The organism is Pedobacter jeongneungensis (assembly GCF_000633455.1).
Taxonomy (GTDB): Bacteria; Bacteroidota; Bacteroidia; order Sphingobacteriales; family Sphingobacteriaceae; genus Pedobacter; species Pedobacter jeongneungensis_A.
Genome location: NZ_AYMG01000001.1, coordinates 571,913 through 590,909, shown reverse-complemented (window position 1 = coordinate 590,909; position 18,997 = coordinate 571,913). Strand labels below are relative to the sequence as shown.

Sequence of the window (18,997 nt, the reverse complement as noted above, 5' to 3'; positions counted from 1 at the left end):
TCATTTAGTTTGATCTAAAACAGATACTAGCAAAACCATTTCCAATACCACTTGTTTAATCAATATAAAATCGTATAACTATGGAACAGCCAATTGCAATGAACACTTTGAGTCAAATTTTGGAGAAATTGAGGCTGAAAGGAAAAGATAATGAACTAAAAATGTCCGATCACGGTAAGATGCAGAGTAAATCACTCGGCAAAATTTATAAACCGGAGGATTTAACCATTGTTAAAACCTATCGCTTTGAAGGCGATTCGGACCCTGCAGATAACTCAGTTTTGTATCTGTTAGAAGATCAGGATAAAAATATTGGGTATATTCTAGACGCGTATGGTATCTATTCTGATAACGATGGACCATCGTTTGATGATTTTTTGAAAAAAATACCTACTGAAAACAGGGACGAGCAGGAATTATTCTGCTAACAAACGTCTAAACATAAGGGAGAATTGGTGTAATCTGATTCTCCCTTTTTTTATTTAAAAAGTTTGGAAAACTATAATTCTGTAATTTTGCGCCTCAATTTACGAGCGCCCTGATGAAAACCAAAATCAATATTCCACCAATTCCAGCTGTTTTACTGTCTATTATCAGTGTACAGTGTGGTGCGGCAATTGCAAAAGGGCTTTTTCCGCAAATTGGTGCCGCTGCTACCGCATCCTTACGCATTGGTTTATCAGCCGTAATTTTACTCATCGCTTTTCGCCCCAACCTGTTTAAATTAAATGCCAAACAATGGAAATATGTAATTCTTTATGGAGTTTGTTTAGGTGTAATGAACATGGTGTTTTACATGGCCATTGCCAGGATCCCGATTGGTTTAGGCGTAACCTTAGAGTTTGTTGGCCCATTGGTTTTAGCCATTTTTGGCTCTAAAAAAGCTATTGATTTTATCTGGGTAATATTGGCCGCTACCGGTATTATACTCATCACTCCGTGGACAGGCACCGGACTGAATATAGGCGGTGTATTATTGGCACTTTTAGCCGGCGTTTTTTGGGCAGGTTATATTATTTTGGGCGGGAGGATTTCAAAAATAATGAAAGGTGGCGATGCCGTTGCCATCGGGATGATATTTGCTACCATTGTGATTTTACCTTTTGGCATTTTTGGAGGTGGCTTAGGAAACTTAAGCCCGAAATTACTGGGTTTAGGAGCAGCGCTTGCGCTACTATCAAGCGCCATTCCATTTACCCTCGAAATGAAAGCCCTTAAACAGATCCCTGCACGCACTTTCAGTATTTTAATGAGCCTCGAACCCGCTATGGCTTCATTGGCAGCCCTTGTTTTCTTACAGGAATACCTTACGCTCAAAGAATGTTTTGCCGTAGCTTTTGTGGTGATCGCTTCTGCAGGTTCTGCATTAACTTCCAGACGGGCAAAATTATAATCAGGCCAGTTTTTCGGTTTTATAAATTACAATTTCAGCTGTAAGGGAGCCGGCCTGTGCTACAAAAGCCAATATATAAGGCTGTTGGTTATGCAGATCTAAACCAGACTGATCTTTCCATTCTTCCTGAAAAATAAAGGTTAAATCATCGGCAGCTTCGTGCAGATCATACTGGATGCAGGCTTCTTCTTTCCTCGAATTAGCCACCATATCCAATAAAACTTCTCTTAGCTGATTTACCGTATCCGGTTTACTTTTAACTATTGCTGTTAGATAAATGCTCATATACTTCGGTATTTAAAAAATTTTGGGTTAAATGTTCATGGTGTTGTTTCAGCGCACTATTAATATCGGCATTTTTTTCTACGTCATGAAAATGGATGCCATCTATCCGTTGCATTCCTGTAAAAGCGTTCATTCTATGAAAGCCGAACAGCACGCCATCATCTACACTGGTTTCCATAAAAAATTCTTCAGGCATGGTAAATGCTTCTTTTGGAGCATTCCATGATGAAGTGACCATGTACTTACGGCCATGCAACATGCCTCCTGTACCATAATTCCTGGTCGGATTATCAGCTTTACGGCCATCGCTTACATAAATCCCTTTTTTATGTCCCTCGGTAAAAACTACGTCAATGTATTTTTTAAATCCATGTGGCAACTGGAACCACCAGATTGGGGTATGGTAAATCACCACATTGGCCCAAACATATTTTTCTACTTCCTCTTTAGGATCGTAATCGTGGTTGATATTGGTTGTTTTTACTTCAAAGTCTGCTAATGATGAAAAGAAATCGACTGTTGCGTTAGCTATAGTTTCGTTAAATCTTCCGCCGGAGTGTCCAAACTTTTGCCCTCCGTTGATGATGAATATTTTTGTCATTTCGTTTTTTCTATTTTGATAAGACAAAATTACAGCACCCAAAACTATTATTAAAACAAGTTAATTCATAGCTTTGTATCAGAATTATAATAGAAAGGTTATGGTTAATTTAGAATGGTACAGAAGTTTCAAGGCGATTTATAAAACGGGAACTTTAACCGGCGCGGCCGAAAGTCTCTTTATATCGCAACCTGGTGTGAGTTTGCACTTAAGCTCGTTAGAAAGTTATGTGGGTTATAAACTGTTTGAACGTACAGGCCGAAAAATGATCCCGACCGAAAAAGGAAAAGTACTCTATAATTTTATTGTAGAGCCGCTGGCCAAACTCGAAGACGCAGAAAAACATTTCCAAAAAAGCACAGAAAAACATACACCAACCATTAGTGTGGGCATGTGCTTTGAAACTTTTCAGATCACACTCGAACAATATATCTCTACCCTTCCCTTTAATGTCATCATCCGCTTTGGCGAATACCCTGAAATGCTCGATCAACTGGATAAAGGCATTTTAGATTTGATCATTACGCCACAAAAAGGAAATTCACCCAATATTGAACATGAAGCTTTTTCTTCTGAAACCATCGTTCTGGTTGGCGGAATCGAAACTGATGGACAAACTTTTGATTCGCTTGCCAAGAAAAATGATTTACTGGGGATGGAAGAATGGTTAAAAAAGCAGAAATGGTATGGTACCGCAGGCGATATGGAACACCTTTTACGATTTTGGCAGCTTAATTTCGGTAAACGGGCCGATTTCAGGCCAAATTACATCGTGCCCAACCTCAATTCCATTGTTCGTTGTCTTTCTGGCGGAAAAGGCTTAGCCATTATCCCAGATTTCCTGTGTAAAAAAGAAGTAGAAGAAGAAAAGATCAAGGTAATTTGGCAGGGTACTACTCCGCTTAAAAATATATTATATTTTGGTTGTAGGAAAAACACGCAATACGCATCAGAAATTCATGTAATTAAAAACCTTTTTAAGGAGGTTATGGTTAGTATATAGTTTATATCAAAAAAAATTGATACGCAGGTTTATGATTTAAATTTATTTTGAAACTTAGATAAATATTTATTTTAGATTAGCCCTTTAAAGTCCCGTAATGAGTCAGTCAAGTCATTTTTTAAGTAACGATAAATTAATAGAAGTTTTCAACTTAACCTATACAGCAACTGCTGTTCATGTTGGAGAAACGGCGATAATCCAGGCTGCAAATGATGCCATGCTCAGGATCTGGGGAAAAGACAGGAGTGTGATTGGAAAATCGTTAGAAGATGCTTTACCTGAGTTAAAAGGCCAGCCTTTTATCGAAATGTTCAGAAAAGTATGGCTCGAGGGATTGGTGATTTCCGGAAAAGATACTGCTGCTGATATCATCATTGAAGGTAAACTCAAAACTTTTTATTTTGACTTTGAGTACCGCGCAATAAAAGATAATGAAGGAAAAACCATCTGCATTTTACACACTGCAATCGATGTATCCGAGCGGGTACTTAGGCAGGAAGCAATAGAAAGAGAACGTGAGAAGGCCGAAGCACTTGAACGTGAGCAAGCTTTAAATGAGGAACTTGCGGCAACAGTAGAGGAATTGGCAGCAACGAATGAAGAACTTGTGGCTACAAACGAAGAGTTACAGGAAACACAAGAAACACTGCATATTTTAAATAATGAGTTAGAATTACGGGTTTTAGAACGCTTTAACCAGCTTTCGGAAAGTGAAAAACGTTTTAAAACCATGGCAGAAGGAACAGATATTTTTATTGCCGTAGGTGATGAAACCGGAAACGCTGTATATTTTAATAAACCCTGGACAGATTTAACAGGCCGATCGGCGAATGAACTATTGGCTTTTGACTGGACCAACTTAATCCACCCGGAAGACCGTGACAAGTACGAACAAACGTATCAATCTGCACTTGCGGAGAAAAAACCATTTGTAGGCGAATTCAGGATCCTGAGCAAAAAAGGTGATTATAGATGGCTGTTGGCCAGTGCTCCTCCGCGTTTCCACGCCGATGGATCTTTTGCCGGCTATATCAGTTCGTGCGTTGATATTACCGAAAGAAAACTAATAGAGCTGGAACGGTTAAACCTAAGCAAGCTTATTGAGGCCAGCTCAGAATTTATAGGTCTGGCCGAACTTGACATGTCTATTCAATACCTAAACCCTGCTGCTATAAAGAAATTAGGATGGAAAAGCATTACCAACAGAACGATTTTGGATTGTGTTTATCCTGATGACCGATCGATTGCGAAACAACTTTTACCGGGCATTCTGCACAATCAAAATTTCAGGGAGGAAATCCGTTTCTGGAATGAAGAAACAGGAAAACCTTTTTGGATTGAATGGAATGGTTTCGCAATTAAAAATGAAGAAAACGATGAGGTAATTGCCATGGCTACGGTGAGTCCGGATATTACGGAGCGAAAACTTTACCAGGAAGAGCTTCAGGATATTAACATGGAAATGGCAGCCGCAAATGAGGAACTGGCCACCACCAATGAAGAACTTGCCCAAACACACGAAGACCTGCTCCAATATGTAAATAAACTGGCCGATAGCGAAGAAAAACTTCGTCAGGCAATAGAAACCGGTAGGATGGGCACGTGGAGTATAAATCCGAAAACACTTGAGATAAGCATGTCGGGCTTCGTTAAAGAGCTGTTAGGTCTTCCTTTAGATCAACCTGCAGAAATGGAGGCAATTATGCGGGCCGTTAATCCCGATTATCATGACATGCTGAATATAGCTTTAGGTAATGCCTTGAAAAACCATTCGTCAAGCGATACCGAGTATCCGATTAACAATTTAATTACAGGTGAAGAAAAATGGGTAAGGGCCACCGGAAGGGTATTTGTAGATCAACATGGAAATGCAACTGAATATTCGGGGTTATTTATTGATATTACAGAGCAGAAACTCGATGAACTTCGTAAAAATGACTTTATCGGCATGGTGAGTCATGAATTAAAAACACCTCTAACGGCTATCAATGGTTTTGTGCAGGTTTTGCAACGGAAGGCTAAAAAAGACGAAGATAATTATGGTATTGTTGCGTTAGATAAAGCGCACAGCCAGATCAGAAAAATGACAACCATGATCAATGGTTTCTTAAACGTATCCCGATTGGAATCCGGTAAATTATTAATCGAAAAAACCGATTTTAGCTTAGATGAATTATTGAAAGAAACCATTGAAGAAACTTACATTTCGCAATCTTCCCATCAGATTATATTAAACCCAACTTGCGAGGTAACGATACATGCCGACCGCGATAAAATTGGCAATGTAATTTCAAACCTGATCAGCAATGGCTTAAAATATTCGGATAATGGCACCCGTATTGAAGTTACCTGCAAATTGCATGATACCGAGGTTGAAATTCAGATTAAAGATGAAGGCATAGGCATAAAACCCGATGATATCGATAAACTTTTCGAGCGCTATTACCGCGTAAAGGGCAACCATACCATTTCGGGGTTCGGAATCGGACTTTACCTTAGTGCCGAGATTATTGAAAGGCATCATGGTAAAATATGGGCAGAAAGCGAAGTAGATAAAGGTTCTGTTTTTCACTTTACTTTGCCTTTGAAGTAATTTATCGCATTTTTAACGCAAAGGTATTCACCACAAAGGCACAGGGAACACAAATTTTTTTATTGGATTAACAACTACTAAGCCCGGGGTGACAATACGCGGAAGATATTCCGTGTTTTCAGTGCCTCTGTGGCTAAAAAGAAAATCGTCATTCCTAACTTGATTAGGAAATGTAATGCTTCACAGGGTTTCGTCATTCCCGCCTGCGCGGGAATGACGAAACCCTCCAAAAAAGCCTCTGTGGTAGAAGCCTACCCTATCCCTAAGCCATTCAATAGCTCTTCATCAACTAAGTTAGGCAATGTAATTTTTAAAGTTCCTGTGCGTTCCATTTCGCGTTCAATGGCGAAACGGGCTTCCTTATTACGGGCCCAGCTTCTTCGGGCAATACCATTGTTTACATCATAAAAAAGCATGTTCTGTAATTTTTCTGCAGCCTGTTCAGTTCCGTCCAGTACCATTCCGAAACCGCCATTAATTACTTCACCCCAGCCTACGCCACCGCCATTATGGATCGAAACCCAGGTTGCACCCCTAAAACTATCGCCAATTACATTATGAATGGCCATATCGGCGGTAAATCTGCTTCCATCGTAAATATTACTGGTTTCCCTAAAAGGCGAATCCGTTCCGCTTACATCATGATGATCCCTACCTAAAATTACAGGAGCGGATAATTCGCCCGTTTTAATGGCCTTATTGAAGCGCAAAGCAATTTTTGCACGACCTTCGGCATCTGCATATAAAATACGTGCCTTAGAGCCTACTACCAGTCTGTTTTCTTTGGCTGCCGTAATCCAGTTGATATTATCCTGTAATTGCTGCTGTATTTCTGAAGGCGCAGTCAATTTAATTTCTTCCATCACTTCTTTTGCCATTTGATCGGTTAAATCGAGGTCTTTCTCACTTCCAGATGCACATACCCACCTAAACGGACCGAAACCATAATCGAAACACAAAGGGCCCAAAATATCTTCCACATAAGACGGATACCTAAAATCGACACCATTTTCCGACATCACATCAGCACCTGCCCTACTGCATTCCAGTAAAAAGGCATTTCCATAATCAAAAAAGTAAGTTCCCTTAGCAGTATGTTTGTTAACGCTGGCGGCATGTCTTTTTAATGAAGCCTGAACATCAATTTTAAACTGTTCAGCCGCATTTGCCATCATTTCATTGGCTTCATCAAAATTTAAACCTGCGGGATAATAGCCCCCGGAGTAAGGATTATGGAGCGAAGTTTGGTCGGAACCAATCGCAACTTCAATATTTTCCTGATCAAAACGTTCCCAAACATCCACTACATTACCAATGTAAGCCAATGAAACCGTTTGTTTTTCATTTTGAGCCCATAGCACCCTTTTCACCAGTTCATCTAAATTATCAATCAGCTCATCTACCCAACCTTGCTGGTGCCTTTTGGTGGCGGCTTTAGGGTTAACCTCTGCACAGACTGTAATGCAGCCTACAATGTTGCCAGCTTTGGTTTGAGCACCACTCATGCCTCCTAAACCAGCGGTAAGAAAGATTTTACCGGCAGTATCTTTTCCATAAAAACCTTTTTTACGGAAAGCATTCATTAAGGTAATCGCCGTACCATGAACAATCCCCTGCGGACCGATATACATGTACGAACCAGCCGTCATCTGCCCGTATTGTGTTACGCCTAAGGCATTAAATTTTTCAAGATCTTCAGGCGAAGAATAGTTCGGCACCATCATGCCATTGGTTACCACCACACGCGGCGCAGCAGCATTTGAAGGGAATAAGCCCTGTGGGTGCCCGCTATAAATGTTCAGCGTTTGCTGATCAGTCATCACAGCGAGGTATTGCATTGTGATTAAGTACTGTGCCCAATTCTGGAACACACTTCCATTCCCCCCATAAGTAATCAGTTCTTCAGGGTGCTGTGCGATGGCCGGATCCAAATTATTCTGGATCATGAGCATAATGGCGGCAGCATGTGGTGTGCGGCAGGGATATTCAGTTATCGGCCTTGCATAAATGGCATAATCGGGCATAAAACGGTACATATAAATGTGGCCGTAATTTTCAAGTTCTTGTAAAAATTCCTGTGCGAGTTCCTGATGCCATGCTTCAGGAAAATAACGCAGCGCATTTTTAATGCTTAACTTTTTCTCTTCTGCATTTAAAACCGCTCTCCTTACCGGCGCATGGCTCAATTGTGCATTTCTTATTTTTTTTGCGGGTAAAACCGATGGAATACCTGCCAATAGCTGTGCTTTAAAATCCATTTTTCTGCAATTTTAACTTTAATCCTGTTCTGCTTTGGCTACAGCAGCAACAATTTCTCCGCGCTGTACCATCCGGATGGCATTTTCCATTCTATCGTACATGATCTGATCTTCTTCAAAATGATCGATTTCGGTGCGTACAAAATCATGTACCGCAGCTAATATTTTTCCGGGTTTTAATGGATGATGATAATCAACAGCCTGCGCAGCACAGAACAATTCGATACCAAGTATTTTTTCTACATTTTCGATTACTTGTAAGGCTTTACGGCCACTGATAGAACCCATGCTTACATGATCTTCCTGACCAAGCGAAGTTGGAATACTATCGGCACTGGCCGGGAAACAAAGTCCTTTATTTTCGCTGGCCAAAGCCGCCGAGGTATATTGAACAATCATAAATCCTGAATTTAAACCCGTTTCTTTCATCAGCAATTTTGGTACGCCAGGGGTATTTCCTTCTAACGACAGGTAAATCCGCCTATCGCTGATGTTTCCGATTTCGGAAGCGGCTAAACAGGCATAATCAAGCGGTAAGGCCAATGGCTGACCATGGAAATTACCTCCACTGATGGTTAAATCATCATTAAATATAACCGGGTTATCAGTTACCGAATTGAGTTCGATTTCTAAAGCATCTTTTAAATGCATCCATGCCGTTCTGGAAGCGCCGTGTACCTGTGGAATGCACCTTAAAGAATAGGGATCCTGTACTTTGGCACAATCGGCGTGCGATTTCATAATTTCAGAGCCTTCTAAAAGCTTCCGCACCTGATCTGCCACGGCAATATTTGCCGGGTATGGCCTCAACTGATGAAGCTGTGCATGAAAAGGTTTTTCTGATCCCTGTAAACCTTCAATCATCAATGCTGCGATAATATTAGCAGAATCCAAAACATTTTCAAGACGCTGCACCACTTTAACGGCATGTGCAGCAATAAACTGGGTACCATTAATTAAGGCCAGGCCTTCTTTCGGGCCCAATTGTAAAGCTTGTATCTGATGTTCTGCCAAAAGTTGAGCGGTAGTAATAATCTCACCTTTATAATGCACCTTACCTAAACCAATTAAAGGCAAAAATAAGTGTGACAAGGGTGCCAGATCGCCTGAAGCGCCAACAGAACCTTGCTTGGGCACTACTGGTGTAGCACCGATTTCTAAAAACCAGATCATTCGATCAAGCGTTTCGATTTTAATGCCGGAATAGCCCTGGGCTAAAGCCTGCAGTTTTAAAACCAACATCAGTTTTGATATTTCGCTATCTATCGGCTCGCCTACACCAACAGCATGACTCTTTAAAATATTCTCCTGTAATTTACGGGTGTCAACTGCCGAAATCATGGAGGTACAAAGTGGTCCGAAACCAGTATTGATGCCATAAACGGCTTTTCCAGAAACTGAGATTCTTTCAACTACTTTACTGCTTTCGAGTACCTTCTCACGCGTGCTTTCACTCAATATGCCTTTAATTTCTCCATTGCTGATGGCCAAAGCCAGTTTAGCGGTTAAATGGTCTGTTCCGTAATTAAAAATCTGTTGCTCGCTCATGTTATAAAGGTTTTAAACAAAAATAAGCCCTATATTTGATACCTATAAATACCAATTACATCATCATGTAATAACTATGAGTTATCAGATAGAACTTAGGCATTTAAAATATTTTCAGGTTTTAGCTGAAGAACTGAAGTTTAGAAAGGCTGCCGATCGCCTATTTATTTCTCAACCGGGACTAAGCCGGCAAATTAAGCAGATGGAAGAAATTTTTAATGCCCCACTCTTTGATCGGAATAAGAAAAAGGTAACACTTACCGAAGCTGGTCTCTACCTGAAAGAAGAAGTAGATTTTCTGTTTAGCCACATCGAAAACATTAAAAAACAACTGACTAATATTACTGAAGGCAAACAAGGTGAACTCCGGATCGGTTTTTTAGGTTCTGCGGCACAGAAAATTGTACCCGAGGTAATTTTTAAACTGAACAAAGATTTTCCGGAAATCAGGACCAATCTGGATGAAATGCCCAATAAATTACAGATCGAACTCTTGGAAAAGGATATGCTTGATATGGGTTTTGTGCGGATGCAACAGTTTAAGCCAGGTATCTCCAAACACATGATCCACCAGGATACTTTCTCGTTGGTGTTGCCTAAAAGCCACCCCATGAAAAAGGCAAGTTTTGACGCGGTGAAAAAACTCGGAGATGAGCCTTTTATATTCTTCTCAAGCGATGATAGTCCTTTTTATTACGACCTGATGATGAGTATTTGTGAAGACCATGGCTTTAAACCCAAAACCTACCACAAATCGGTTAATGCGCTCACGATTTATAAACTGGTAGAAGAAGGTTTGGGTATTGCTATTGTACCCACTGGCCTGCAATATGGTTATCAGGAAAATGTGAAATTTGTAGAACTTACGCATATCCCGCAAAGAACGGAACTTTATATGATCTGGAAAGAATCTAACCGGAACCCGGCATTAAAGAATGTAATTAAGATGTTATTACAGGATAAAACTTAGATTAAGGGCTCTCTGATCATTGGAATCAAAGATTCCATAAAATCAATTCTTATTCCAGTCCGTTGATAACCATGGATTGTTCTTATCTACCGGAGGCAAATTGTCATCAGGTTTGGTGCCTGGCGCAATGGTTTTAAGGTAATCATTTAAAATTTTAACCAAAAATAGTTGATAATCCTGCCATTCAGCGTACTCTTCCGATTCTTCCCATAGCGATCTTAATTCCGAATGATTTTCAAAGAATAAAATTTTGTGCGTAGCTTTAATTGTTTTTTGAATTAAATTATAGGAGATATGAAGGGAAGTATTGATATCAATAGTTGGGTTTATAAGCCCTTGTTTAATTGCTAATAGTTCTAAACACCCTAAAGTGATAAAGCTCTCCTCGTCATCGATAAAATCGGGTTCGTTTAAAAGTCCGTCTAATACTACTTCTATTCTTGTAAAATCTCTTTCTTGCTGAAAGTCGTTAAGCCAGTCAATAGCAGTATCGTTTTCAAAATTTTTTATCCCCCAGGCACCCATAATAACATATTTGTTAATAAAATCTAGCCAAATCAAAGCCCACTTCCTTTGATAATTCGTAATACGATTTCTTAGGATCAAGTCCTAAATCTGCATATACTTTATTTCGTAATTCTGGAAAATTCCGAAGGTCCATTCTTTTAAAGCTTTCGCTATAGTGCTCTCCATTAATTAAGTCATGTTGATTTTGTAAGTAAGCACATTCATTAGCCAATACTTCCGGGAATTCGGCGCTCCAATCTATTTCAAATTCATCGGCATCTTCGTATTTTGTCTCAAAACTTAATTCACCCCTTAGAAGCTTAACACAACCTAATGAATTTGCTAATATTTCTGGAAATTCGAGGGTTTCATAATCAACTTTATTATAACCAACTTTTCCCCATTTCAATCTATTATTTTTTGAATCTATCCTATAAATAAAGACTCCTTGAATAAGAATGTTTAATGTATCAGGCATGCTTATACTATTGTAAATTCCTGTATACATTTCTAATAATTGACAATCTTCATAAACATCGAAGTATGCTTCCTCATTTTGTGTATCATTTTTATTTAAATATTGTTGTTCGACATCAAATAATACTCTACCAAAAATGTATTTATCAAAATCTTCTAATTTTAAATAAAAGATATCTCCAGGATTTAATTTTTCTTTCATCTTAAGGGCATTTTATAATTTCACTAAAATAATCAAACTTTTTTCTTGATAATGCATTGATCTTGTTCTTAATCTGTGCACCTAATTTTTGTAATTTCGTTCCGTTTTTCATAATATGATGCTGTTCCCTAGCTGCAGTCTGAAATGCATTCCAATTACCCTTATCTAAAACTTTTATACGATATCTCTTAGGATCCAATTTTTTTTCAAGAATATGCTGTGATAATCGAGTGCCTTCTTTTTGAACACTTTTCCCAACATACACAATTTTATTTGTGCTCTTATCTACAATGCCATAAATTTTTGTTGGTCTAGGACTCAAATCATTATAAGAAGAATTCGGAAAGGGGTTACCATTATGTACCAATATATCCAAAGGAGATACATAATAAGTATGTGCATCCTCCACTTCAAGGTTAAAGGTTGGAACACTATTTTCTTTATACTTTACAGCTGTTACCCGTTTTTGTTCACCAGCTGCATCTCTTAAAATACAACCTTCGGTAATTTCTCCCGCAATAATCCAATCGTTATGAGAGAATGACCAAAATCTGTGAGAAAAAGTACACTCAATCACCTCATCTTCAACAAATAAACAACAAATTTTTTCTGTATGACTTTGAAATACTTTTAATATTTTTTTCTGTACATTTTCATCCTTTTCAACGTCGTAAGCTATTACAAAATCTCCAGCTGAAAGCATTTCTATAGGAGTATAACCACTTTCTATTTTTACTAAAGTTTCAGATGTAAAACAATGAACAAATTTGGCCAGATCATCCCAGGTTTTTGCAATATTCTCTGCTGCCTCCGCAGCCATCTTACTTACACATTTTCCAGTATTATGTACCAGGAAATTCATTTCACTCACAAAATATGTATGTAAATCATCAACTTCAAAATTATATACTTTTTTCTTTTCGTATAAATAATGTGAAGCTATCAAGGATTCCCAATTACCGCTTCTTGTTCTAATTCTATCATTTTGAGTCAAATCAGCAGCATCTTTCCAACCTGTTTCAGTATAAAATGGATGTTCGGCAGTAGTTTCTATATTTTCGGTTTCGAATGTTAAAACAATAGTTGCATCAACATCATTTTCCATTGTATTTAAGATTTCTCTGAGTTCACTTTCTTTGGTTTCCTCATTATATGCCCAAACAAAATCGCCTATCTGGAGGTCTTCGATATTTTTGTATCCATTTTCTACTGCGATTTTAGTTCCTTTTATAAAACAGGCAAATACACAAACTTTCATGGTAGCCTTGGCAATATCATCCACATGTTTTGCTACGCCTTTGGCCAGTGCTATGGCTCCTTCTTTGGTCAGCACTTTCCCGGCAGCTTCTAGCGCAGCTTTCCCTGCAACTTTTAAACCCGCCTTTAAACCTCCCTTTGCTGCTGTAGAAGCAGCCGTTGTTGCACCAAAACTAACCACACCAGCAATGTCAAGCGCTAAGAATCCAACATTGGCCGCTACCATCCACCAGTTGCCTTTTGCTGCCGAGCGTACAATACCGATTACACTGCCCACCACGGGGATCAATTCTGCTGTATCCCACCAGCCCCAGCCTTCATCTTCTTCTTCTTTTTCGCTATGCTCATCGGTCATTTTAGCCAAATCTTCTTCACTAACGGGAATCTGTCCACTCGTCATGAATTCGATTTTACCTCCTATGCTACAGGGCAGTTTTGATTTAAAAAGTAAAGTTTCTTTCCCCTTGATTTTTACCTTATAAGTATCTGTCCAATCTACTGGTACCGGCGCACAGGCAGATCCTGTAACACTACAAACCCCAAAAGAAGGAATATTGGCAATGGGAATTTTATCGGCCTTGGTGCAGGCCATACAACCGTTTATTTTAACATTCTGATTGGCCAGTCCCTTAAAAAAATTAGGGGCAGCGCCTTTGTCACAATGGCATACGGCTTTATCAACAATATATTCTAACTCATCAGGCATAATCTTTTAGGTTATATCGGTATCATTAGAGTTAATTCTTATGGTGGCTGTTCCGCTCATTTTAACATCGGCACCATCAATTTTGGTTTCAGTACTTCCCTTAACTGATGCTGATGCTGTTGTACTTTCTACGCTTACATCTGTTTTACCCTTAATGGCCACCCCCATTTCCGTAGCATCTAAAGTAATGCCTTCCGTATCTGCCGTTGCGGCAATGGTTTTCTTGGCGCTAATGGCTATTGTACCTTCACCGCCACCTTCTTCGCCCGGTTGCGCATTAATGGCAATGCTGTTGCTGGCGTTAACAATAAAATCTTTGGTATTGATGGTGAAAGAATTAGGTGCCGTTAAGGTTACCTCGCCGTTACCATGCATGGTGATTACGTTTCCGCTGGGATCTTTAACGTTAATGCTCCCATTACTATCATCCATGATGATGGTATTGCCACTTCTGGTGGTTAATGACTTGGTTTTATTGGTATCGCCACCTCCAATGCCCGATTTGCCATGATAAACACTCCCTAATACAATCGGCCTGGCAATATTACCTTCTTCAAAAGCAATTACCACCTGATCGCCCGCCTCGGGAACAAAAGAAAATCCCCGGTTTTTGCTTACCTTTTCGCTGCTTCCGGCGTCGGGCGTAATTACCCGCAGCCATTCGGTTACATCGTTGGTTTGACATTCCCATTTAAACTTCACCTTAACACGGCCGTGCCCTTTTGGATCGGCATTATCTACTACATCCGCCAACTGCATATCAGGGCTTGGTTTGGTATAATTTTTTACCTGAATACGCTCTGTGGTAGAAACTATCCCTTCGAAAGTATTGTAATACTTACTAGTTCCATCGATATTATGGCTAATACTGGTAATCAGAAATTTGCCTAAACTTTCGGTACTGAAAGCAAGTTCTTTTCTGATACTCATGGTAATTTCGGCGATACTTCCTATCGCCAGCGCTGCATTATCACCACTGGCATTTACCTTTAAAAGATTACTGATATTTGCTTTTTCCTCGTTGTCTACATGACTTTTAATATCGCTGTTATTATCAACCCTGATTAATGAAGGCTGATTAAATATTTTACTATATGTTGTATTGGAAGCCTGGATAGCATGATCCAAATCTGGTGATCCGTTAGTTGTAGCTGCACTTTCACTGTGTAGCATCTCATCTTCCTTGGGGCTATAAGCAAAGCGCTTATTTTTTATTGGTGCAATTTCCATTGCATATTGCAGATTTTGCACATCGCGGCCATAAAAAAGCGCGATCTCTTTCTGATTATCCGGTTTGCCAAAGTTTAACTGTTTGCCATCATAAAAAAACCATTCGTGATATTCTCCAGATAATCGGTTCAGGAAATCGAAATCGCTTTCTCTGTACTGTATCAAATAATCAATAGCTGCTTTTCTGGATGCATTGGCTACAATTTTAAGGTCGTTTTGTGGCACTTCTGAAGTGGCAAGACCAACAATGGCATTTAAATCCTTATCGAGATAAGAACCCAGATCAGGACCACGATCGATCAGAATAGTAGGACTATAACCACTTACAATTAATACGCCATGATAGCCATGGCTTTGTGCCAGCTCAACTTTTGTTACTAAGCCGGCAAACTCCTGTAAACTGCCCGATTCATAACCGAAAGAAGCAGTAAGAGTTTTACCTACAAAATCGCGACTATCGTTTAAACTGATCATTCCTGGCGAACCCATTTGATCGTGGTTAAAACGCAACTCGAAATAATGATGATTATTAAACTGTTGTTGCAAGCTAAATGAGGCAAAGTGTGTAATTACCTTATCTTCTATGTTAATTTCGGTTATTAATTTCTTTTCCATATCAACTAAATAATAGTTTATAACTACTTGAACATTCCATCGCGAAAGGTTAAAACGTTTCTTTTTCCATTAAAAACAGCTCCGTTTTTTGTTTCGTTAACCTCGGGATAGTTGATGGTTTTATCTTCAGGATTATATTTCATGGCCAACTGGGCCGCAAGTTTCTCTTTATCCTCACCTTCTTTCAGGTCGGCAGAAGCAAACAACTGGGTCTTAACTGCTTTCCCAAGTTTAAATAATGGCTTCTCAATGCTAAATTGTGAATGATTGATTACTAAAGCATGACTTACACTATAGGGCTCCGTTCCACTCATTTGGCCATACCCCGTAAAGAGATATGTTTTTTGAGGAGCAGTATTTAAACTATATATATGTTCAAAAAATGGAGTCGGGCTCCCTTCATCGTCTTTATCTTTATAAAGGTCGTCAAATGAGATTGCGGTAAGTACATTATTTTCGTTTTTATACTGAACAATGTTCTGCACGTGCCACATAGAACCCGAATAGGGCGAAAGCCAGTAAAACACCTTAAGCTTTTTATCATCGGCAATTAATACATTAATTTCGTATGCTTTTAACGAGGCAAAATCATTTTCAAAAGCATTTGGCTTTTCGAGCGCATTAATGAGTGCTTTAATAAAAATTTCTTCAGCTTCGGTATTTCCATCATTAAGATAACTTTCTCTTGAAGCAACCATTTTAGCTGCTAATTTTTCAAGTGAATCTGTTTTGGTAAACCCTGTGCTTTTATTATCTTGTATAATAGAATCAGCTGTATATGCGGCACTTTGCCTTTTATCTTCATGTTTTGCGCCGCATGAAAAAAATAGAAACACCAGAGAAAAAAATAAAATGCCAGCTATTTTCATATTTATTGCCTTGGTATATTAATTAATCCCCTATTTTCCATAGCCTTTAAAATAACGGCTGTTCCAATTTGCTTATTTACATAATCGAGGCTAAAAAAATGATCACGTGGAAAACCTCCTTTAGTATACAGGTTAGAGCCACCCCACAGATATGGCGAATTGATGTTATTGTTTTGGTATGCTTTCGCTATACCATTATATTGCTCTAAACGCAGTAAAACCTTTGGTAAAGACCAAACCGTTTCCTTATCCAAACCGCGTAACTTTAAAGCGTCAACAGCACTTTCTTCAAAGGTAAATGGTGGACCATGACTGATTTTTGGTCGGTTTGCAGGATGCTGCCTGGTAAACCCACTTAGCGGGTCGCCATTGTGCAGGTGCTTGGTAAAATCGGAATTACTTTCCCTGTAATGCACACAGGCAATAAAATACCACGGAATACCACTACTTTCAGAGAAAACACTATTATCTAAAAATGTTCTGCTAAAAAAACTATTGCCGATTTTCGGATTTCTTTTAAGGAAAAAATCATCAGGCTCGGTTACAAAGCAGGTATTGCGATAAGTGTATTCGGTTAAATTAAGAAGTTTATTTCTTACCGCCTGATATCTTGATTTATGATTTAAGATTTTATCGTCAATAATCCGGTTGACCTCTGCAAATTTTAACGGAGAAATAGTACAGGAATTGAACAGGTTTATGTATTCTAAATCGGTAGCCATAGGTAGCTCTTTTTATCACGCACCAAAAACAAAAAAATCGTTATTAGCACCAGCATGCCCGGCAACTAATAACGATTTAAATCGGATTAAGCTTTTGGCCAATCGTTTTCGTGTTCTGCATTGCCCAGCTTTAGCTTACGGGCAGATACTACAAAACTTAAAGTCATAGGTGTATTGTCGTTTACGGCAATACCCTCGTTATATTGGATGATATAACCATCTTCGAAAGACAGTTCTTTCATTTTCGCATCTTCTTCGCCTTTTTTGAAAACCAATGTTCCAGAAAGTGGCTTATACTGGTTGTTAACCATTGATTCGATTACGGAAGTATCTTCAGTTGATTCGATTTCGATGTGGATGGTACCACCATAAACACCTGACGACGGACGGCCTTTGGCGTCAACATCTCTATTTAATGAAAAGCTGCACTGTAGTACATCAAATTCTTTTGATCCTAAGTTTAAACGGGTTTTGAATGCCATTGTAGTAAAGTTTAATGTTTTTGAAAAGAATGAATTGCGCTGAGCGGTTGGCGTGGAGCGAAGAGCATGGCGTTTTAATTACCTTCGGCCTTCAACCTTCCTACCCTCAACCCTTCTTTAGGCTTTTGGCCAATCGTTAACATGCTCTGCGCTGCCTAATTTAAGCTTGCGGGCCGAAATCTGGAACTTGAGTGTCATCGGGTGATCGCCAACAATGTTTATCCCTTCGGAATATTTAACAATGTAGCCGTCTTCGAAGTTAACTTCTTTCATTTTGGCATCTTCCTCCGATTTTTTGATCAGCAGGGTTCCTGTAATGGGTTTGTACTGGTTGTTTACCATCGCCTCGATAATTGAGGTGTCTTCGGTTGATTCGATCTCAATGTCGATGGTACCGCCGTAAACTCCGGAAGAGGGTCTTCCTTTAGCATCTACATCACGGTTTAACGCATAGGCACAATGAAGCACATCGTACTCCTTGCCTGAAAAGTTTAATCTAGCTTTGAAAGCCATAGTTTTAAAATTTAAAGGTTAAAAAAAATTGAATTTATGTAGTGTCCACTACCGTATAATATAAACCAAATATTAGGCCAAATATTGCGTATCTATCTCATATATAACCAGTAACACAGCCTAAACAATTTGAAAATCTTAACTGACGCTATAAAAAACGCAGATTATTGCACAGAAAAAAATTGTATTTTTTTTGAAATCAATTGATATCTTATTTTTATTACACACAACAGCTCAAAATATTGTAGCATTTTAGGGCAAAGTGTTACTTTTCAGTACAGTTATATTCACAAGCTCATTGATTCCAATTAACCAAATACTTGCTGCCGGCTTTATTTTATCCTTGTATACGGCGTGCTGTTTCCTTCGGCAGCTAATATTAGTGTATCTCCTTTAAAATGATAGTTCAAATCGAATTCTTCATTTCCTGTAGCTTTTCCTTTATAAAAAATTTTATCTTTATTAATTCTATAGGTCATTTTTGAAGTAACCTGCTCTTTTCCATTAACTGAGGTTTGTAAGAAATTACCATCTGTGGTAAATTCTAAATACATTTTACCCAAATTGGTTTTTGTTTTATAATCTATTAAATCACCAACCCATTTGCCAATCAATTTCTTTTCCTGATTTGCATTTTGAGAGGTACAGCTCAGAAAAGCAAAAACGAATAATACTAATAATGTTCCCTTCATAATTTTAAAATTTCTTTTTAATAAGCATTTTGCAAGCTTGCCAAATTTCATACCATATTGAGATTATGGTTTTA

The 18,997-nt window shown here is 38.8% G+C and carries 18 protein-coding genes; 5 read left to right on the top strand and 13 right to left on the bottom strand.

Translation table 11 applies throughout. The features are described from left to right. Positions 1 to 80: 80 nt before the first annotated feature. Together U859_RS0102610 and U859_RS0102605 are read left to right on the top strand one after the other, a co-directional pair. The gene (locus tag U859_RS0102610) at positions 81 to 428 is read left to right on the top strand and encodes a hypothetical protein (protein WP_025141885.1); all 348 of its coding nucleotides are present in this window, start codon (positions 81 to 83) and stop codon (positions 426 to 428) included. Positions 429 to 541: 113 nt separating this feature from the next. Continuing rightward, positions 542 to 1,393, top strand: a complete 852-nt coding sequence (locus tag U859_RS0102605; protein WP_025141884.1) for an EamA family transporter — start codon at positions 542 to 544, stop codon at positions 1,391 to 1,393. Here the strand turns inward: U859_RS0102605 and U859_RS0102600 are convergent, their stop codons facing one another. Both U859_RS0102600 and U859_RS0102595 read right to left on the bottom strand, forming a co-directional pair. Next, the gene (locus U859_RS0102600; protein ID WP_025141883.1) at positions 1,394 to 1,678 is read right to left on the bottom strand and encodes a putative quinol monooxygenase; all 285 of its coding nucleotides are present in this window, start codon (positions 1,676 to 1,678) and stop codon (positions 1,394 to 1,396) included. After that, complete coding sequence (locus U859_RS0102595) at positions 1,650 to 2,279, bottom strand: NAD(P)H-dependent oxidoreductase (RefSeq protein ID WP_025141882.1); 630 nt, start codon at positions 2,277 to 2,279, stop codon at positions 1,650 to 1,652. Before U859_RS0102595 ends, U859_RS0102600 begins: the two co-directional genes overlap by 29 nt. A 100-nt stretch (positions 2,280 to 2,379) precedes the next feature. Here U859_RS0102595 and U859_RS0102590 point away from each other — a divergent pair, with 100 nt between their 5' ends. Both U859_RS0102590 and U859_RS30870 read left to right on the top strand, forming a co-directional pair. Continuing rightward, positions 2,380 to 3,282 (top strand): LysR family transcriptional regulator, encoded by a 903-nt coding sequence (locus U859_RS0102590; RefSeq protein ID WP_025141881.1) that lies wholly within the window; start codon positions 2,380 to 2,382, stop codon positions 3,280 to 3,282. A 97-nt stretch (positions 3,283 to 3,379) separates the two neighbouring features. Further along, positions 3,380 to 5,875, top strand: coding sequence for a PAS domain S-box protein (locus U859_RS30870; protein WP_025141880.1), 2,496 nt, complete (start codon positions 3,380 to 3,382; stop codon positions 5,873 to 5,875). A gap of 251 nt (positions 5,876 to 6,126) precedes the next feature. Here U859_RS30870 and U859_RS0102580 read toward each other — a convergent pair whose 3' ends face one another. Continuing rightward, positions 6,127 to 8,133 carry a urocanate hydratase gene (locus U859_RS0102580; RefSeq protein WP_025141879.1) on the bottom strand — a complete coding sequence of 669 codons (2,007 nt, stop codon included), beginning with the start codon at positions 8,131 to 8,133 and terminating at the stop codon, positions 6,127 to 6,129. 18 nt (positions 8,134 to 8,151) lie between these two features. After that, the gene (hutH, locus tag U859_RS0102575; protein WP_025141878.1) at positions 8,152 to 9,681 is read right to left on the bottom strand and encodes a histidine ammonia-lyase; all 1,530 of its coding nucleotides are present in this window, start codon (positions 9,679 to 9,681) and stop codon (positions 8,152 to 8,154) included. Positions 9,682 to 9,757: 76 nt separating this feature from the next. Here hutH and U859_RS0102570 point away from each other — a divergent pair, with 76 nt between their 5' ends. Continuing rightward, positions 9,758 to 10,651 (top strand): LysR family transcriptional regulator, encoded by an 894-nt coding sequence (locus U859_RS0102570; protein WP_025141877.1) that lies wholly within the window; start codon positions 9,758 to 9,760, stop codon positions 10,649 to 10,651. Between the two features lie 42 nt (positions 10,652 to 10,693). Here the strand turns inward: U859_RS0102570 and U859_RS0102565 are convergent, their stop codons facing one another. The 9 genes from U859_RS0102565 to U859_RS0102525 form a co-directional block, all read right to left on the bottom strand. Beyond that, positions 10,694 to 11,176, bottom strand: coding sequence for a DUF4259 domain-containing protein (locus U859_RS0102565; protein WP_025141876.1), 483 nt, complete (start codon positions 11,174 to 11,176; stop codon positions 10,694 to 10,696). 13 nt (positions 11,177 to 11,189) lie between these two features. Further along, positions 11,190 to 11,837 carry a hypothetical protein gene (locus U859_RS0102560; RefSeq protein WP_025141875.1) on the bottom strand — a complete coding sequence of 216 codons (648 nt, stop codon included), beginning with the start codon at positions 11,835 to 11,837 and terminating at the stop codon, positions 11,190 to 11,192. Between the two features lies 1 nt (position 11,838). After that, on the bottom strand, positions 11,839 to 13,800 hold the full coding sequence (locus U859_RS30865; protein WP_025141874.1) for a polymorphic toxin-type HINT domain-containing protein: 1,962 nt from the start codon (positions 13,798 to 13,800) through the stop codon (positions 11,839 to 11,841). 6 nt (positions 13,801 to 13,806) lie between these two features. Continuing rightward, positions 13,807 to 15,645 carry a type VI secretion system Vgr family protein gene (locus U859_RS0102550; RefSeq protein ID WP_025141873.1) on the bottom strand — a complete coding sequence of 613 codons (1,839 nt, stop codon included), beginning with the start codon at positions 15,643 to 15,645 and terminating at the stop codon, positions 13,807 to 13,809. Between the two features lie 23 nt (positions 15,646 to 15,668). After that, positions 15,669 to 16,514 (bottom strand): hypothetical protein, encoded by an 846-nt coding sequence (locus tag U859_RS0102545; RefSeq protein ID WP_025141872.1) that lies wholly within the window; start codon positions 16,512 to 16,514, stop codon positions 15,669 to 15,671. Between the two features lie 2 nt (positions 16,515 to 16,516). After that, entirely contained in the window at positions 16,517 to 17,236 is a 720-nt protein-coding gene (locus tag U859_RS30860) for a hypothetical protein (RefSeq protein ID WP_025141871.1), read from the bottom strand. Between the two features lie 86 nt (positions 17,237 to 17,322). Next, on the bottom strand, positions 17,323 to 17,718 hold the full coding sequence (gene tssD / locus U859_RS0102535) for a type VI secretion system tube protein TssD (protein ID WP_025141860.1): 396 nt from the start codon (positions 17,716 to 17,718) through the stop codon (positions 17,323 to 17,325). Between the two features lie 117 nt (positions 17,719 to 17,835). Further along, positions 17,836 to 18,231: a type VI secretion system tube protein TssD gene (gene tssD, locus U859_RS0102530; RefSeq protein ID WP_025141870.1), complete on the bottom strand. Its 396-nt coding sequence runs from the start codon at positions 18,229 to 18,231 to the stop codon at positions 17,836 to 17,838. Positions 18,232 to 18,563: 332 nt separating this feature from the next. Continuing rightward, positions 18,564 to 18,923, bottom strand: a complete 360-nt coding sequence (locus U859_RS0102525) for a hypothetical protein (RefSeq protein WP_162799841.1) — start codon at positions 18,921 to 18,923, stop codon at positions 18,564 to 18,566. Positions 18,924 to 18,997: the final 74 nt, after the last annotated feature.

Excerpts from the sequence above, each read along its gene's own strand:
- U859_RS0102610 (WP_025141885.1), top strand. The coding sequence starts at position 81 with ATGGAACAGCCAATTGCAATGAACACTTTGAGTCAAATTTTGGAGAAA.
- U859_RS0102605 (WP_025141884.1), top strand. The coding sequence starts at position 542 with ATGAAAACCAAAATCAATATTCCACCAATTCCAGCTGTTTTACTGTCT.
- U859_RS0102600 (WP_025141883.1), bottom strand. The coding sequence starts at position 1,678 with ATGAGCATTTATCTAACAGCAATAGTTAAAAGTAAACCGGATACGGTA.
- U859_RS0102595 (WP_025141882.1), bottom strand. The coding sequence starts at position 2,279 with ATGACAAAAATATTCATCATCAACGGAGGGCAAAAGTTTGGACACTCC.
- U859_RS0102590 (WP_025141881.1), top strand. The coding sequence starts at position 2,380 with ATGGTTAATTTAGAATGGTACAGAAGTTTCAAGGCGATTTATAAAACG.
- U859_RS30870 (WP_025141880.1), top strand. The coding sequence starts at position 3,380 with ATGAGTCAGTCAAGTCATTTTTTAAGTAACGATAAATTAATAGAAGTT.
- U859_RS0102580 (WP_025141879.1), bottom strand. The coding sequence starts at position 8,133 with ATGGATTTTAAAGCACAGCTATTGGCAGGTATTCCATCGGTTTTACCC.
- hutH (WP_025141878.1), bottom strand. The coding sequence starts at position 9,681 with ATGAGCGAGCAACAGATTTTTAATTACGGAACAGACCATTTAACCGCT.
- U859_RS0102570 (WP_025141877.1), top strand. The coding sequence starts at position 9,758 with ATGAGTTATCAGATAGAACTTAGGCATTTAAAATATTTTCAGGTTTTA.
- U859_RS0102565 (WP_025141876.1), bottom strand. The coding sequence starts at position 11,176 with ATGGGTGCCTGGGGGATAAAAAATTTTGAAAACGATACTGCTATTGAC.
- U859_RS0102560 (WP_025141875.1), bottom strand. The coding sequence starts at position 11,837 with ATGAAAGAAAAATTAAATCCTGGAGATATCTTTTATTTAAAATTAGAA.
- U859_RS30865 (WP_025141874.1), bottom strand. The coding sequence starts at position 13,800 with ATGCCTGATGAGTTAGAATATATTGTTGATAAAGCCGTATGCCATTGT.
- U859_RS0102550 (WP_025141873.1), bottom strand. The coding sequence starts at position 15,645 with ATGGAAAAGAAATTAATAACCGAAATTAACATAGAAGATAAGGTAATT.
- U859_RS0102545 (WP_025141872.1), bottom strand. The coding sequence starts at position 16,514 with ATGAAAATAGCTGGCATTTTATTTTTTTCTCTGGTGTTTCTATTTTTT.
- U859_RS30860 (WP_025141871.1), bottom strand. The coding sequence starts at position 17,236 with ATGGCTACCGATTTAGAATACATAAACCTGTTCAATTCCTGTACTATT.
- tssD (WP_025141860.1), bottom strand. The coding sequence starts at position 17,718 with ATGGCATTCAAAACCCGTTTAAACTTAGGATCAAAAGAATTTGATGTA.
- tssD (WP_025141870.1), bottom strand. The coding sequence starts at position 18,231 with ATGGCTTTCAAAGCTAGATTAAACTTTTCAGGCAAGGAGTACGATGTG.
- U859_RS0102525 (WP_162799841.1), bottom strand. The coding sequence starts at position 18,923 with ATGAAGGGAACATTATTAGTATTATTCGTTTTTGCTTTTCTGAGCTGT.